Below are 15086 nucleotides of genomic sequence, written 5' to 3' on the forward strand. Positions count from 1 at the left end.
GTCCGCCCAGGGGGCGGTCGGGCGGGAACCCGCGCGACCGCTCCCGGCGGCCGGTCACGGATACCGAGTGCCATGCTGAACTTCGTCGCCCGCAGGATCGCGGCCGGAGCCCTGCTCCTGCTCGTCCTGTCGTTCCTCACCTACCTGCTGCTGTCGATCGCGGACGTGGACGTCGGCCGCCAGCTCCTCGGCCAGAGCGCCGATCAGGCGGCCGTGGACGCCAAGAACGCCTCACTGGGCCTTCACCGCCCGGTCCTCGCCCAGTACGCCGACTGGCTCGCCCACGCCGTCCGTGGTGACCTCGGCACCTCCTGGTTCACCAGCGAGGACGTCGGCGAGGCCGTCGCGGGCCGGCTGCCGGTCACCGTGAGCCTGATGCTGGGCGTCACGCTCGTCACGACCGTCGTGTCGTTCCTGCTGGGCGTCTGGGCGGGAGTCCGGCGCGGTGCCGCGGACCGCTTCGTCCAGATCCTGGGCGTCGTCGGCTACGCACTCCCGGGCTTTCTCGTCACCCTGGTCGTCGTGCTGGTCTTCGCGGTCCGCCTCGGCTGGTTCCCCGCCATCGGATACACCGCGTTCACCCAGTCCCCCGGCGGCTGGCTGTCCACCATCACGCTGCCGGTCCTGTCCCTGTCGGTGGCATCCGTGGCGGGCGTCTCCCAGCAGGTGCGCGGCGCGGTGATCGACGTACTGCGCCAGGACTACGTCCGTACCCTGCGCGCCCGCGGCCTGCCCGCCTCCCGGATCGTGTTCCGACACGTCCTGCGCAACGCCTCGGCGCCGGCGCTGTCCGTCCTCGGCATGCAGTTCGTGGGCCTGCTCGGCGGAGCCGTGCTGGTGGAGCAGATCTTCGGGCTCCCCGGCATCGGCAGCATGACCGTCACCTACACCACCCGCGGCGACATCCCCGTGATCATGGCGCTCGTCATGCTCAGCGTGGCCGGCGTCGTCCTGATCAACCTCCTGGTCGACATCCTGATCGGCTGGCTCGACCCGAAGGCGAGGGCCGCATGAGCGAGTACCTTCCCGCCGACGCGCCCGCGGCGGCCCGCACGGGGCGCCCCGGCCCCGCCGCCGGGCCCGCCGGCGAACCACCGGCCCACCGCACAGGCACCGTCCGGCGTCTGCTGAGGCACCCGCTCGGCGCCCTCTCCGCCGCCGTGCTGCTGCTCCTGGTCGCGGCCGTGTGCCTGGCACCGCTGCTCTCCCCGCAAGGCCCCCAGGTCTCCTCGCTCGGCGACGCCTTCGCCACACCCAATGGCGCGCATCCGCTGGGCATGGACTCCGCCGGCCGCGACATCCTCTCGCGCATCCTCTACGGCGGGCGCAACACCCTCGGCGGAGCCCTGATCGCCCTCGGGATCGCTCTCGTCCTCGGGGTGCCGTCGGGTCTGTACGCCGGCTACCGCGGCGGCTGGTTCGACTCCCTCACCAACTGGGTCGTCGACCTCGTCATGGCCCTGCCCGCCATGGTGGTGCTGCTCGCCTCCCGTGCCATCCTCGGCCCGCGCGTCTGGGCCCTGATGACGGTGCTCGGCGTGCTCGCGGCACCGAGTTTCTTCCGCCTCGTGCGCGGCGTGGTCGCGGGCGTACGCGGAGCGCTCTACGTCGACGCCGCGAAGGTGTCGGGCCTGTCCGACGCCCGCATCGTCGCCCGGCACATCCTCATCGTCGTGCGCGGCCCCGTCATCATCCAGGTGGCCCTCGTCACCGGCATCGCCATCGGGCTCCAGGCCGGTCTGGAATTCCTGGGGATCGGCAGCGGATCGGCCGCGACCTGGGGGGCGATGCTCAACGAAGCGTTCCAGAACATCCAGCGCGCGCCGCTGCTGATGCTGTGGCCGGGCCTCGCTCTCGGTCTGACCAACGGCTGCCTCGTCCTGCTCGCCGGGGCCCTGCGCGACATCCTGGAGGACCGGGGCGCCGAAACGGCCGCGCCCCGCCGGGCCCGGCACGGCGCCGCACCCCCGCTCCCTGCCGCTGCCGCCGCCGCCGCGAAGGACTCGCCCGCCGACGGCTCCGACCGCTCCGGGCTGCTCTCGGTGCGCGGCCTCACCGTCGCCTACGCCCAGCCGGACGGCACCCGCAAGGAGGTCGTGCACGGCGTCGACCTCGACGTCCGCGCCGGTGAGATCGTGGGCCTGGTCGGCGAGTCCGGCTCCGGCAAGACGCAGACCGCCTTCTCCGTGCTGGGCATCCTGCCGGACGGCGGAGCGGTCAGCGGCGGAAGCATCACCATAAAGGGACGGGAAGTCACCGGCCTGCCCGAACGCGCCTACCGCGCCCTGCGGGGCGGCACGGTGGCCTACGTCCCCCAGGAACCCATGAGCAACCTGGACCCCGCATTCACCGTCGGCAGCCAGCTCATGGAACCCATGCGGCACGTCCTCGGCATCTCCCGCCGGGAAGCGGCCCGCCGCGCCGCCGACCTGCTGCGCATGGTGGAGATCCCCTACCCCGAGCGCACACTGCGCCTGTACCCCCACCAGATCTCGGGCGGCATGGCCCAGCGCGTCCTGATCGCCGGTGCGATGTCCTGCGACCCCGAACTCCTCATCGCCGACGAGCCCACCACCGCGCTCGACGTGCGCGTCCAGGCGGAGGTCCTCGACCTGCTGCGCCGCCTGCAGAAGGACCGCGCCCTGGGCGTGCTCCTGGTCACCCACGACCTCGGCGTCGTCGCGGACCTGTGCGACCGCGTCGCCGTGATGAACGCCGGCCGGATCGTGGAGACCGGCAGCGCCGAAGAGGTTCTCCACGCCCCCCGCGACCCCTACACCCGGACCCTGCTCGGCGCCGTGCTCGACGAAGCCCCGCCCAGAGCCCCCTGGCGGGCCCGAGAGACAAGGAGCGCCACCGCATGACCGCGACCGAAGCCGCCACCTCCACGGACGCCCTGCTCCAGGTGCGGGGCCTGCGGGTCTCCTTCCGCGGCAAGGGCCGGCGTGCCCCGCGCACGGAGGTGCTCAAGGGCGTCTCGTTCGACGTCCGACCGGGCGAAACGCTCGGCCTGGTCGGCGAGTCCGGCTCGGGCAAGACGACCATCGGCCGCGCGGTCCTCGGACTCGTCCCGGTCCGGTCAGGCACCATCACCTTCGCCGGTGAACGCATCGAGCAGGCCCCTGCCGCCCGCCGCCGCCAGCTGAGCCGCGACCTCCAGGTCGTCTTCCAGGACCCTTACACCTCGCTGAACCCCTCCCTCACCATCGGGGACACCCTCGCCGAACCCCTGCTCGGACACGGCATCGGCGCCAAGGAGGCTCGCGGCCGGGTCGGTGAACTGCTCGCCCGTGTCCACCTCCCCGCCGACGCGGCGGCCCGCCTGCCCCGCGAGTTCTCCGGCGGGCAGCGCCAACGCGTCGCCATCGCCCGCGCACTTGCCCTGCGACCCCGGCTCGTCATCTGTGACGAGCCGGTGTCCGCCCTCGACCTCACCACCCGGCGTACCGTTCTCGACCTGCTCCTGGAGATTCAGGAACAGACCGGGATCGCCTACCTCTTCGTCACCCACGACCTGTCGGTCGTGCGCTTCATGAGCCACCGGGTCGCGGTGATCCACCACGGGGACATCGTGGAAGCAGGCGACGCCCACACCGTCACCACCACACCGCAGCACGAATACACCCGCGCGCTGATGCTCTCCGCCCCGGTGGCGGATGTCCCCGAGCAGCGTCGACGCAGACAGACCGCGCACGGAACGCTCGACTCCTGACGGCAAGGGCTGCCGTCAGGGGGTGAGCCGGGAGTCCGACAACGGCTACTGACTTCAGCTTGTCAAGGTCACGTGAGTTCGTCGAGGTCCAGGCCGGTGCCGGCCATGAAGCCTCGAGGGCGGCGGGCCGTCACCGAAGGCGCTTGAGCCGGTTGCGCCGCCGATCACGGCTCGGCGGCCTGCTGGAAATCCCGCGATGGCACCGGGACCGGCAGCTTGTCAGGCCGAGGCTTTCGGCTGCGGCTGGACGGCTTGGGCGCGCAGTCGCTCGTTGATGCGCTGGGCTTCTTCGAGCTGGTCTTCGAGGATGATGATGCGGCAGGCGGCCTCGATGGGAGTGCCCTGGTCGACGAGTTCGCGGGCCCGGGCGGCGATGCGCAGCTGGTAGCGGGAGTAGCGGCGGTGGCCGCCTTCGGAGCGCAGGGGGGTGATCAGGCGGTGTTCGCCGAGGGTGCGGAGGAAGGCGGGGGTGGTGCCGAGCATCTCGGCGGCCCGGCCCATGGTGTAGGCGGGGTAGCCGTCGTCGTCGAGGTTGTCGGCGGGGCGGGTGCCGCGAGGGGGCATATACCTCTTCTTCCGGGGATGCGTCGGGGGGCCCGGGTGCCGTAGCGGCACCCGGGCCCCGAGCTTTCAACACCATCTACCGGCCGGCTGCGCCGGCCTTGTCTGTCCGCAGTGTCCGCCTGGGAGGGCGGGGCTGCGGGGATCGCGGATGCGTGACCGGGGACCACCTTCCAATCCTGGGTCTTGCGGTACCCGGGCGGACTGCTTCCTCGCCCGGGCGATCCTGATGGCGTTCTGCTCCTTACCTTCGGTTACTCGGTTGTACTGCTGGATACCGCGGGTACTGCTCGCGTCCCGTTCGGGCCGCGTCCTGCTTGACCTGCTTGCACGGCAGTTCATGTCTGCCGTGCCCACTTCGACTTTCTGGGTACGACAGAAACAATAACCCTGCAGGCACCCAATGTCTACCGTCACCGTGACAGATTTCCCACCTGGGCCGTGCCGGGATTTCTGCCTCATATACACCCGGAAGGGTGCTGCGCCTGGTTGAATCCCGGGGGTCAGGTGCCGAACGGGTCAGGTGCCGAACGGCCCGGGCAGGCCGGGGCCGGTGGCACCGAGCTGGACGGCGCCACCCTCGAGCCGGTGATGGTCGCGGATCACGGGGTTGGTTCTCCGCGGGTACGGGGGTTTCGGGTCCGAGTGGGAACGAACCAGTGAAACGGGTTTGCTGTCGGGAGTTCTGACAGGCCGTGATCCGGGCCGCCGCAGGGGCGACTTCCCCGGCTTCCCACCTGTGGGACCCGCACCGCTGACATCTTGCCCCTCGTGCTCCTCCTCCTGGCATAGGGCCCCGCACAGGCCCGCGATCGGCACCCGGCAATCGGCCGTAGCCGTCGCGGCGTATCGGTGTCCCTGTCGCGCCCCCCTTCGAGGGACCCTTCACATGTCTGCGCCTACTTCTGCGCGCCCCTCGTACGCCGCCGTTCTCCGTACTCCACACGCCCGCCCCACCTTCACCGCCGCACTCGTGGGCCGACTGTCGTACGGGACAGCGTCCCTCGCCGTTCTGCTCTCTGTGAGCCAGGCGACCGGCTCGTATGCTGCCGGGGACCCTTCTCTTCGTCTCTTCCCCCGGGACGGCCCAGCTCCACCATCGCGGCGAGCCGCAGCCCCGCCCGGCAGGCGGACAGAACAGGTTCGCTCGGGGACTGGCACAGCCCGTCCTTGTGGCCACCGCGACCGGCCTGGTGACCGGGGCGTTCGATCTGCTGGCGGTGGCCTTCGTCGAGCAGCGGCACTACGGCAGCTCCGTCGTGACCTGGGTGTTCGCGGCTCTGTAGTTCGACTCGCCCAGCACCATGGTGCGACTCGCGGCGTCGTCCGCGAGGGTCACGAGTTGCTCGGCGAGGACGGCGGGCTCGCGGCAGCCCAGTTCCGCTACCAGGTCGGTCACCAGCCGCACCAACAGCTGTTTCTGTTCGCGAGCGTAGGAGTGGACCGCGTTCTGGGGATCGGGTAATTCCGCGGCGGCGTCGATGAACGGGCATCCGCGCACGGGATCCGTGCCGGTCGGGGACGGGTCGAACAGTGCGAGGATTCGCTCCTTGGCGGGGATGTCCTCGCGTGCCAGCACGCCCTCCAGGGTGCGTCCCGTCGAGGAGAGGTCCATGAGATGGGCGAGGACCAGCTCGTCTTTGGTCCTGAAGTGCGTGTAGGGGGTGCGCTTGGACACCGGCGCCCGCTCCGCGATCTGCTCCATGCCGGTCGCGTTGATCCCCGACGAGAATGTGCCGGTGAACCGGGTCGCGACCGGCCGGGTGGACCTGGAGGCAACCACCACATTCCACACCTGGAGTCGGTCCCGAAAGCGCTGATCACAGCCACTCGTTGAGGGCTGCGACCAGCACGGTCGCCTCGTATCGGACGACGACCTTCGACATCACCTTCGACGGCCGACTGTCGGCAGCCCGCCAGTAGCCCCAACTACCCCCGTTACATCATTCGTTCGTTCGACAGACCCGCCGTCTTTCAGTTAGTGCGGTCGGCGAAGCCCCGGGGCAGGTCCTCGGGGCCCACCGCGACGACGCTCTCAACGTTCTCGCCGACGTACTCGAACAAGGTGATGCGCGCGAACTCCGGGACGACGTAGATCGGGTAGGTGGGGCCGGCGTCCCGGTAGGCGCGCATCTCCTCCAGGTGGTCGTTCTGGTAGAGCACCGTCTTGCTGCCGTCCTGCTCGATCCACTGCGGGAAGAAGATGGTGCCGTGCAGGACCCGCAGGCGAGGCAGCACGTTGACGACGACCGAGGTGCCGGTCGGTTCGTTCCAGGACACCTTGTAAACGTCGTCGGCGAGCCGCACCAAGTCGACCTCCTGGTCCTTCACCCAGCGGCCGCCGACCATCCCGGAGTGGATGCGGTAGTCGATGGTCGTGGCGTTCTTCACGTACATCTCGTACTGCCAGCCGTTGGCGTACGTGTAGATGAACCGGTGCCCGACGATGCCGGACAGATCCTGCGGCGGGACGGGGTTTTCGACGGTCGTAGGGGTGTCGTGCAGGGTGGTCATGGTGGTGCTCCTTGCTGTGCTGCGAGCGGTCACCCGCCGGCGTACGGTTCGGCCGGTCCGGTGCCATCGCCCTCCATTCCACTTTGCCACAAAATATGTTTGCCGCAAAACTTTGTCTGCGCAGTCCACAATGGGGCATGCGCAACACACACAGAGCGGCGGACGGGATGGGTGACCGCAGTGCACCCGGGACACCGGAGGCAGCCCGCGTCGCGGCGGGACTGGGCGGACTTCTGGGACCGCTGCGGCGTGCCGTCCTGCGTGCCACCCGCAACGCCGAGGGACTGCCCGACCTGCCGGAGGCACAGATCGAACTGCTGCGGGCCCTGTCCTCCTCGCCCGAGGGTCTCAGCCCCGGCGCAGCGGCCACACGCGTGCGGGTGGCACCTTCCACCGTGAGCAACCTGGTCCGGGCGATGTCCGCCGCACGGCTGGTGGAACGGGTCCGGCCCGAGCACGACCAACGGACTGTGGTGCTCACCGCGTCGGAGGAAGCCCTGCACCTGCTGGAGCGCTACGACCGGGCCAGCACCGCGGCCCTCACCCGCGTCGTGGAGGAGCTGTCCGATGCCGACCGGGCGGCGCTGCACCAGGCGCTGCCGGCTCTGGACCGGCTGGTCACCGCACTGGAGACCGGCGACGGCACCCGGCCGGACTCGGTCAGCCCTTGATCAGGGTGCGAACATCCCGTCGAGTGTGATGTCCACCGGATCGATGCCCTGGTTGAACTCCGTCATCGAGATGGTGTCGGTTGCCTCACCGGTGAGTTCTTGGCGGCGCCGCCGGATTCCGGCGGGGCAGATCCAGCCGGACCAGGCCGTATACCTCTTGCGACAACCTCAGCGTCGGCCTCTGTTCACCCGTACCGATGAAGCTGCACCTCATGAAACGGTTCGCCCCTGTCCTCGCCCTCGGTCTGTCCGCTCTGCTCGCCGCCTCGGTGCCCGCCCACGCCACCGACTCCCGGTCTCTCGACAGCTACGGGACCAAGGCGTCGTACGAGCCGCAGCAGAGCGTCCGCAGCTACCAGCACGCTCCCAAGGGCTACGTCCCCGTCTTCACTGAGACTGTCTCCCGGCACGGCTCGCGTGCCGCTTCCAGCAGCAAGGACGGCGACCTCATCCTCGGGCTGTGGGACCAAGCCGCCGATGAAGGCCAGCTCACCTCCGCCGGCGAGCAGTTCGGGCCCGACGTGCGAACCCTCCTCGCGGCCATGGACAAGATCGGCCACGGGAACCTGAGCGGGCGCGGCGAGGAAGAGCTGCGGGGCGCCGCCACTCGCATGGAGAAGCGTCTTCCGGACCTGTTCCGGCGGATCGCCAAGGACTCCGCGCCCATCGACGTCGTCAACTCCGGTGAGGCACGCGCCGCCGCCAGCGGGAACGTGTTCACCGGCGCCCTCGCCGCCGACGACCCCGCCCTGAAGCCGCTCATCCGGCCCGCCCGGTCCGACAGGGACCTGCTCTACTTCCACAAGTCGGCCGGCGGCGCCGCCTACCGCGACTACGTCGACCACGACCAGCGGCTGGCCGCCACCCTCAAGAGCATCACCGATCAGCGCGCCACCCGGCAGGCCGCCCGCAGGGTCCTGGAGAGGATCTTCAAACCCGCGTTCGTCCAGCGCATCGCGGACGGCGAGTTCTCCTCCGTCGCCTCCGACAGCGACGCCGCCCAGGCCGTCTACGACCTCTACGCGATCGCCCCGGCCATGAGCGCCGAGATGCCGGACGGCCGCGGCCTGCCCATGGAGCGCTACATCGCGCCGCGCGACGCCGCGTGGTTCGGGTATCTCAGCGACGCGGAAGACTTCTACGAGAAGGGCCCCGGCTTCGCGGACAGCGACATCACCTACAAGATGGCCGACGTCCTGCTCGACGACTTCTTCGATCAGGTCGAGGCCAAGCGCGACGGCACCAGCGCACTGGGCGCGGAACTGCGCTTCACGCACGCCGAGGAGATCATCCCGCTGGCCGCGCTGATGGGCCTGCCGGGCAGCACCCAGGCGGTGACGCCCGACCATCCGTACACCTACGCCGACAACGCGTGGCGCGGTGCGTCCGTCGCCCCTATGGCCGCGAACATCCAGTGGGACGTCTTCCGCAAGGACGACACCTACCTGGTGCGCATGCTCTACAACGAGAAGGAGACCACCTTCAAGCAGGGCTGCCGCCCGGTGTCGAGGGGCAGCGCGTTCTACGACCTGAACGAATTGGAACGTTGCTTCGACCGCGCAGGCTGAGGGCGGTTGAGTCCACCGAATGCCAGGCGGAGTGCCGGAAGGTGGCGGCCCGGAGACCGAACGGTGTCCGGGCCGCTGTGTCTGTCGCATCTGGGCCGCGCAGCCAGGTGAGGTCGTCGGTCGGGGTCGCGTGACCGCCGCCCCCGCCACCCGGACCGCCCTGACCGCCCGGCGGTGCCGTCGGCGTGCCGGAGGGTGGCGGGCCGGGAGGTGTGCCGCCGCCGTTGCTGTGCTGGGTGTAGCCGGAGCAGACGCCGGACGCGTCGCAGTGTCAGATCTCGATGGCCGAGTCGCGGAGGGGCTTGCGTGTTGCGCGCTGTCCACGGCGCGCAGCACGAGGAGGAGTGGGATCCAGTGCGGTCCTCGACGACGTTCTTCCGCGAGCGAACCGGTGTGCTGACGGCCGCCCGGCGGATCCGTACGGGCCTCAGGACATGGTGCCCCGGCACACCGCTCCCGTGGCTGGGGTGCGGCCCGTGCGGAGGTATTGGTCGACGGCCTCCATGACGCAGCGGTTCTGCGGGTACGTGCCGTGGCCCTCCTCCTCGGCTGTCAGGAGCACGCCGACACCGTCGCCCAGGGCGCGGGCCATGTTGCGGGCGCCGGGATACGGGGTGATCGGGTCGCCGGTACCGCCGATCACAAGGACGGGGGCCGCGCCGTCGGCGTTCACCTGGGGCGTGACGCGCTCGCCGTCGAACGGCCAGTCGTAACAGAGGTAGACGCCGGTGGACCAGGGCGCGCCGAAGACGGGCGAAGCGGCCTTGACGCGGGCTTCGTCCCGGTCGAGGCGTTCGAAGTCGGGGCGCAGGCTGGAGTCCGCGCAGGTGATCGCGGTCAGGGCGGCGCGGCTGTTGTCGGGCGGGGTCGCCGCGTGGTCGGCGGAGCCCATGTCGTCCGCGTGCTTGCTCAGTGGACGGCCGTCGTTGCGGTCGATCAGCGCGGTGAGGGCCTTGGCGAGCGGCGACCAGCCGTCCGTGCCGAGGACGAGATAGTCGCTGACGGCATACGCGAGGTCGTCGGCGTCGAGGGTGTTTCCTCCGCCGGCCGGGGCCGGCTTCTTCTCCAGGCGATGGGCCAGGCGCGCCATGCGTCGCGCGGCCTCCTCGGGCCCGTCGCCGGTCGGGCAGTGGCGGATACGGGCCGCGCAGTGCGCAGCGAACCGGTCGAACGCCGCCTGGACCGCCTTGACCTGCGACACCTGCTTCTCGTCGCGGTCCTCGGTCGGATCGACGGGCGCTTCGAGGACGAGCCGTCCGACGTGCGAGGGATACAGGTGGGCGTAGACCGCGCCGAGCGCCGTCCCGTACGAGACCCCGAAGTAGTGCAGTCGCTCGTCGCCGAGGAGGTAGCGCATCAGGTCGAGGTCGCGCGCGGTGTGCGAGGTGCCGACGTACGGGAGGAGCGCCGCGGAGTGCTCGGCACAGGCGCGGGCCCCGTCGTAGCCGGTGTCGTCCGCGGTCTTTCCGCAGCGCACGGGGATGGTCGCGCCAACGCCGCGCGGGTCGAAGGAGACCAAGTCGTAGCGGTCGAGGAGCGGCTTGTACTGGCTGAGCAGTTCGGGCAGTTCGCTCACGCCGGACACGCCGGGGCCACCGAAGTTGAGTACGAGCGAGCCGATGCGCCGGGCGTTGGGGCCGGTGGCCTTGCGGCGGATCAGGGCGACGTCGATCGTCCTGCCGTCGGGTTCGCGGTAGTCGAGGGGGGCCTTCATGGTGGCGCAGTCGTAGCCCGTGCGCGCGGCAGGCGGCGAGGTACAGGGGGACCAGCGGAGGTGCTGGCCGGTGGTGAGCGTGTGGGACAGACCGGCGGGCGGGTTGTCCGCGGTGAACTCCGTACGCGGCTCCGCACCCCGGCCGGGAGCGTCGTGCCGGAGCCAGGCGCCGACGGCCCCGAAGACGACCAGGACGATCCCGGCGATGATCAGCGCACCGGCTGAGAGGGCCGGCCTGCGGCTTCGTATCGGATGTGCGTCACTCATCGAAGTCCCCGCGCTCCCCCATTGGACGCCCGCCCTGTGTCCGCATGCCCATCGTCCGTGACCGTCCGATCGTCGAATGAGTGCAGAGTACAAGCCGTCCACGACAGCAGCTCAGCTCCTGGCGTCACGGAACCCAACCCGGTGAACGTATACGGTCACAGCACCAGTGACCTGAGCAGAGGTTCTCTGGCAGTGGGCGGCGACCTTGTCGACTCGGCAAGTGGGTGCCCCGGCCCGCGTCCGCCGCCGTGTCTCGCAGCGGCTCCTGCTCGCTGGGGGCAAGCCCGGGTTCGAGGGCAAGAACATCCCGCGCATCATCAACGGCCCGACGGACTCACCGGTCGTCGGCGTCACCGTCGGCTGACCGCAGCCGCCCCGCGCGCGGGCCGGGGTCTCGGCACACGTGGGTCAGGCCACCGATCCCCGCCTCGGTCGGCTTCGCCAGTTCGACGTTGAACTGAGCGCCGATCAGCAGTGCCAGGTTGGACAGCCAGAGCCAGACGAGGAACACCACCACACCCGCCAGCGAGCCGTACAGGCGGTGGTAGGTGGTCACATGTGAGGCGTAGACGGTGAAGCCCAGGGAGGCGGTCAGCAGGAGGACGATCGCGAGACCGCCGCCCGGTGCCATCCTGCGCACCGGCCTGGACGCGGCGGGGCCCGAACGATAGAGCACCAGCACGAGCACCACCCCGACCATGGCCAGAACGGGCCAGCGCAGTGCGTCCCACGCGGTCTGCGGCACGGCGCCCAGGTCCATCGCCCGTCCCAGTCGACCGGCCACGCTGCCGCTCAGCAACAGCGCGAGGGTGGTGGTGAGCAGCAGGCCGATCAGCACGATCGCGGTGAGGATGATGCGTGGCGCGGTCCGCCACACCGGCCGGTGCGAGCTGACGTGGTGGATGGCGTGCAGGGCCCGGCGGAACACGCTCAGGTAGCTGCATCCCGACCACAGCGCCCCCACGACACCGACGCACACCAGCACCCAGGCCGCGGACGACTGCTGGGCCATCTGCTGGAGAGCACCACGCAGCAGCTCGCGGGAAGCGGCCGGGACCACCCGGGTCATCCGGTCGATCACCTCGGGAGTCGTGGCGGGCATGGTCAGCCCCAGCACCGAGAGGATCACCAGCAGGACGGGAAAGAGGGCGAGGACGGCGTAGTAGGTCAGGGCTGCCGCCCAGTCCGTGACGTCGTCGTTCCAGACGGAGACCGGCGTACGGCGCAGCGCCGCCCACCAGTGGTGCCGGCGGTCGTCGGTGTCACGCATGTTCGAGCGCCCTCCTCAACGAGCTGGTCGCCGTCCGGCGCCTGGAGACGTTCCGTCCCGGCACCGCCTACCCCGCGCCGATCCGGCTGATGTACGGGGCCGGGCGTGGTGCTGACAGCGGCCGGTGCGGCCCGCAGGCCTCACGGCCGTTCCTGTTGTGAGGTCGGGGAAGGGGCCGGCGAGGTGGGGTATGGGCAGCCCGGCGGTGAAACGGTCAGGCGACGAGGCCGAGCCGCGGGCCGCCCCCGTCCCGCAGTCGTCTGAAGAAGGCCAGCACGCCCGCGGAGCCGCCCGCCCAGGTCGCACTCGGCCGGGCGAGACCCGCGTCCGGAAAGACGGGCCGGGACCAGGTGCCGCCGCTGCGGCTCAGGATGAGCAGCGCGACGGTCTCGGCCGCGTCCCGGAACTCCTCGGACGCGGACGCCTTCGCCACGTCCACCATCAGGTCGCCGACCCCGGCCAGTCCGCAGCACTGTGTGACCAGCGGCATCCGCGGCGCCAGTGCCGCGCAGGCGCGTGCGGCCTGCTGCGCGAGGCGGAGGTACCCGGGCTCGTCGAGGCGTTCGGAGGCCCGGACGAGTACTGTCCCGATGCCGGCCAGGCCCCGGCACCATGAGCCGTAGCGGCGTGTCGCCCCCGGCTCGGCGGCCGCCGCGATGATGTCCGGTGTCACGGCGGCCATGCGCGCCACGGCCTTCTCGGCACGAGAGGCCGCTTCCAGGTCCCCGGTCGCGCCGCTGTGTTCGTGGCCGCCGTGTTCGAGCGGGAAGCCGTGTTCGAGCAGAAAGCCGACGACGCCCGCCTCGCCGTGCGCCATGCCCTCACGCAGGGCGGCGCTGCCGACCGTGTCCGAACCGGCCGGGGTCAGTCGAGCGGTGCCCGAGGCCAGCATCCTGTCGCAGTCGGCGGCGACGGCGAGGTGCCGGTCCGCGGCCTGCCGGTGACCGGACCCCAGAGCGTGCCGGGCGAGCAGCACCCGACCGAGCCCGATTCCGGCGACCCCCGCGATCAGGTCCGCCTCCGGCGGGCCCCCGTCCGGTGCGCGGTCCGGCACGGCGGGGTGCGCGGACCGACCGTCCTCGTCCGTCCCCGGCCCTTCCCCGAGGCCGGCCTCCGCGAGGAAGAGCTGGACTCCGGTGCGCCCCGTGTAGAGGCCGGGCGGCAGGTCCCTGGACTGTTCCGCCGTCCAGCGCGCCAGGGCGGTGACGGCCGAACGCACGCGGGGCCGGTGCGCATGGTGGAGGAGTTCCAGGCCGAGTCCCGAACTGCCGCCGTAGACGTCGATCGAGGTGGGGACGTTCAGCCGCGCGGCCCGCGCCGGGTCGACGATCGCCTCCGCCTCACCGACGCAGAAATCGGTCGTGTGCTCGATGATCTCGTCCAGCAGGTCGCGGTCGATCCGGGGGCGCGCGGTCCGGCGCGCGGGCCTGTGCACGGTTCCGGCCGTGCCGGTGCGCAGCCGGTCGGCGGCCGCGGTCCGTACGGCCGCCTCGAAGCTCAGGAGGCCGGTGATCGTCGACCGGATCTCCTGGTGGGCGCGGCCGGGCAGGGCCCAGGACAGGCAGGCCAGGGTCCGGTCCCGGTTGACCTCGTGGCCGGTGTCGACGATCACCGGGTCCATGCCGGTGGCGGCGAAGAAGAGGGTGGCGCCGAGGGCGTAGTGGTCGTCGGCGGGGGCGGCCGGTCCGACCGCGCGCAGCACCGGTTCGCTGTATCCGGGGGTCGCCCCTCCCGGTCCGGCGCCCGCGCACTCGCTGATCCCGAAGTCGATCACATGGCAGTGGCCGGGGCCTGATGCGTCGAGTACGACGTTGTCGGGCTTGAGGTCGCGGACGACCACGTTCCGGCCGTGGATCGCGTCCAGGACCCGCAGGAGCCGCACGGCGAGGACGGACAGGGCGCGTCCCGGTCGGGCGCCGTCGTCCTGGTAGGGGCCGTCGCGCAGGATCTCCCTGCGGAGGTTCCGGTCGCCGCAGCTGCTCATCACCAGGTATTCGTCCGACCGGTGGGCGAAGTAGTCCAGTGCGCGGGGCACGCCCGGGGCGCCGTCGAGCGCGGTGAGGACCGTGTGCTCGTTGCGCAGCCGGTGGCGGGCGTCCGCGCCGGACTCGTCCTCGCCCACGAAGGCCCGCGCCTGTTTGACCACCACCGGCCGTCCGAGAGTGGTGTCGAGGGCGCGGTAGACGTTGCCATGGGCGGCGCGCGCGATGCCTGCGGTGACCGTGTAGCGCCCGCCGCCCAGGCCGGGCGCGGACGGTCCCGTGCCGGGTCCGGAGGCGGTCGCGAAGGGGTCCTCGGCCCAGGGAGGACACCGGTAGCGGCCGACGGCCAGGCCGTCGAAGACGCGGCCGTCCGGCCCGGTCATGACGGATTCGAGCCGCCCGCTGCGGCCGGTCCGGTAGTCGCCCGTGAAGGGGCCGTAGCGGTAGTAGACAGGGGCCCTCGGGTCGACCCGCCGGTCGCTGACGATCCGCGGGCCTTCCCGGTCGCGCAGCACGGCGGCCAGCTCCCGGGCGACCTCGACGACGGTTCCGGCCAGCGGGTAGACGGTGATCGCCTTGCCGACGGCCCCGGCGCTCACCGTCCCGGAGTTGAGACGGCGCAGCGTCTCCGGGTCCCGGGCGACCTTCGCGTGGCAGACGTACCGGGCGAGCACCGGCAGGACGAGCCCGGTCACGGTGTCGAGGTCGTCGGGACGCGCCGAGACGTGGAGCTTCCAGCCGTGTTCCATCGCCGGCATCCGCGGATCGTTCAGGTACGACCATGCGTCGTCGGACCACCCGGTGCGGCCGGCGATGGAGACGGCCAC

12 protein-coding genes are annotated in these 15086 nt (G+C 71.3%); 6 read left to right on the plus strand and 6 right to left on the minus strand.

Features of this window, described 5'->3' with window-relative positions; genetic code table 11:
* The first annotated feature begins 72 nt into the window (after positions 1-72).
* Genes ACH5A8_RS25250 through ACH5A8_RS25260 form a run of 3 tightly spaced genes read left to right on the plus strand, consistent with a single transcriptional unit; the run spans position 73 to position 3712 of the window.
* Positions 73-1014, plus strand: a complete 942-nt coding sequence (locus ACH5A8_RS25250) for an ABC transporter permease (RefSeq protein WP_399005535.1) — start codon at positions 73-75, stop codon at positions 1012-1014.
* The gene (locus tag ACH5A8_RS25255) at positions 1011-2864 is read left to right on the plus strand and encodes a dipeptide/oligopeptide/nickel ABC transporter permease/ATP-binding protein (protein WP_399005537.1); all 1854 of its coding nucleotides are present in this window, start codon (positions 1011-1013) and stop codon (positions 2862-2864) included. The genes ACH5A8_RS25250 and ACH5A8_RS25255 overlap by 4 nt, the downstream gene beginning before the upstream one ends.
* On the plus strand, positions 2861-3712 hold the full coding sequence (locus tag ACH5A8_RS25260; RefSeq protein WP_399005539.1) for an ABC transporter ATP-binding protein: 852 nt from the start codon (positions 2861-2863) through the stop codon (positions 3710-3712). Before ACH5A8_RS25255 ends, ACH5A8_RS25260 begins: the two co-directional genes overlap by 4 nt.
* A gap of 219 nt (positions 3713-3931) precedes the next feature.
* Here ACH5A8_RS25260 and ACH5A8_RS25265 read toward each other — a convergent pair whose 3' ends face one another.
* The 3 genes from ACH5A8_RS25265 to ACH5A8_RS25275 form a co-directional block, all read right to left on the minus strand.
* On the minus strand, positions 3932-4276 hold the full coding sequence (locus ACH5A8_RS25265; protein WP_399005541.1) for a MerR family transcriptional regulator: 345 nt from the start codon (positions 4274-4276) through the stop codon (positions 3932-3934).
* A gap of 1240 nt (positions 4277-5516) precedes the next feature.
* A complete protein-coding gene (locus tag ACH5A8_RS25270) occupies positions 5517-6056 on the minus strand; it encodes a TetR/AcrR family transcriptional regulator (RefSeq protein ID WP_399005543.1) in 540 nt (179 codons plus the stop codon).
* Positions 6057-6247: 191 nt separating this feature from the next.
* Complete coding sequence (locus tag ACH5A8_RS25275; RefSeq protein WP_399005545.1) at positions 6248-6787, minus strand: phenolic acid decarboxylase; 540 nt, start codon at positions 6785-6787, stop codon at positions 6248-6250.
* A 167-nt stretch (positions 6788-6954) separates the two neighbouring features.
* Between ACH5A8_RS25275 and ACH5A8_RS25280 the strand changes: the two genes are divergently transcribed.
* Positions 6955-7458, plus strand: a complete 504-nt coding sequence (locus ACH5A8_RS25280) for a MarR family winged helix-turn-helix transcriptional regulator (protein ID WP_399005547.1) — start codon at positions 6955-6957, stop codon at positions 7456-7458.
* A gap of 212 nt (positions 7459-7670) precedes the next feature.
* Positions 7671-9026, plus strand: a complete 1356-nt coding sequence (locus ACH5A8_RS25285; RefSeq protein WP_399005549.1) for a histidine-type phosphatase — start codon at positions 7671-7673, stop codon at positions 9024-9026.
* A gap of 427 nt (positions 9027-9453) precedes the next feature.
* Here ACH5A8_RS25285 and ACH5A8_RS25290 read toward each other — a convergent pair whose 3' ends face one another.
* On the minus strand, positions 9454-11007 hold the full coding sequence (locus ACH5A8_RS25290; RefSeq protein ID WP_399005551.1) for an alpha/beta hydrolase: 1554 nt from the start codon (positions 11005-11007) through the stop codon (positions 9454-9456).
* A gap of 220 nt (positions 11008-11227) precedes the next feature.
* Here ACH5A8_RS25290 and ACH5A8_RS25295 point away from each other — a divergent pair, with 220 nt between their 5' ends.
* A complete protein-coding gene (locus ACH5A8_RS25295; RefSeq protein WP_399005553.1) occupies positions 11228-11371 on the plus strand; it encodes a hypothetical protein in 144 nt (47 codons plus the stop codon).
* Here ACH5A8_RS25295 and ACH5A8_RS25300 read toward each other — a convergent pair.
* Entirely contained in the window at positions 11342-12277 is a 936-nt protein-coding gene (locus ACH5A8_RS25300) for a YihY/virulence factor BrkB family protein (RefSeq protein ID WP_399005555.1), read from the minus strand. The genes ACH5A8_RS25295 and ACH5A8_RS25300 overlap by 30 nt on opposite strands.
* 214 nt (positions 12278-12491) lie before the next feature.
* Positions 12492-15086, minus strand: coding sequence for a class IV lanthionine synthetase LanL (gene lanL / locus ACH5A8_RS25305; RefSeq protein WP_399005557.1), 2595 nt, complete (start codon positions 15084-15086; stop codon positions 12492-12494).

It is taken from the genome of Streptomyces sp. NPDC018610 (assembly GCF_044391765.1).
Taxonomy (GTDB): Bacteria; Actinomycetota; Actinomycetes; order Streptomycetales; family Streptomycetaceae; genus Streptomyces.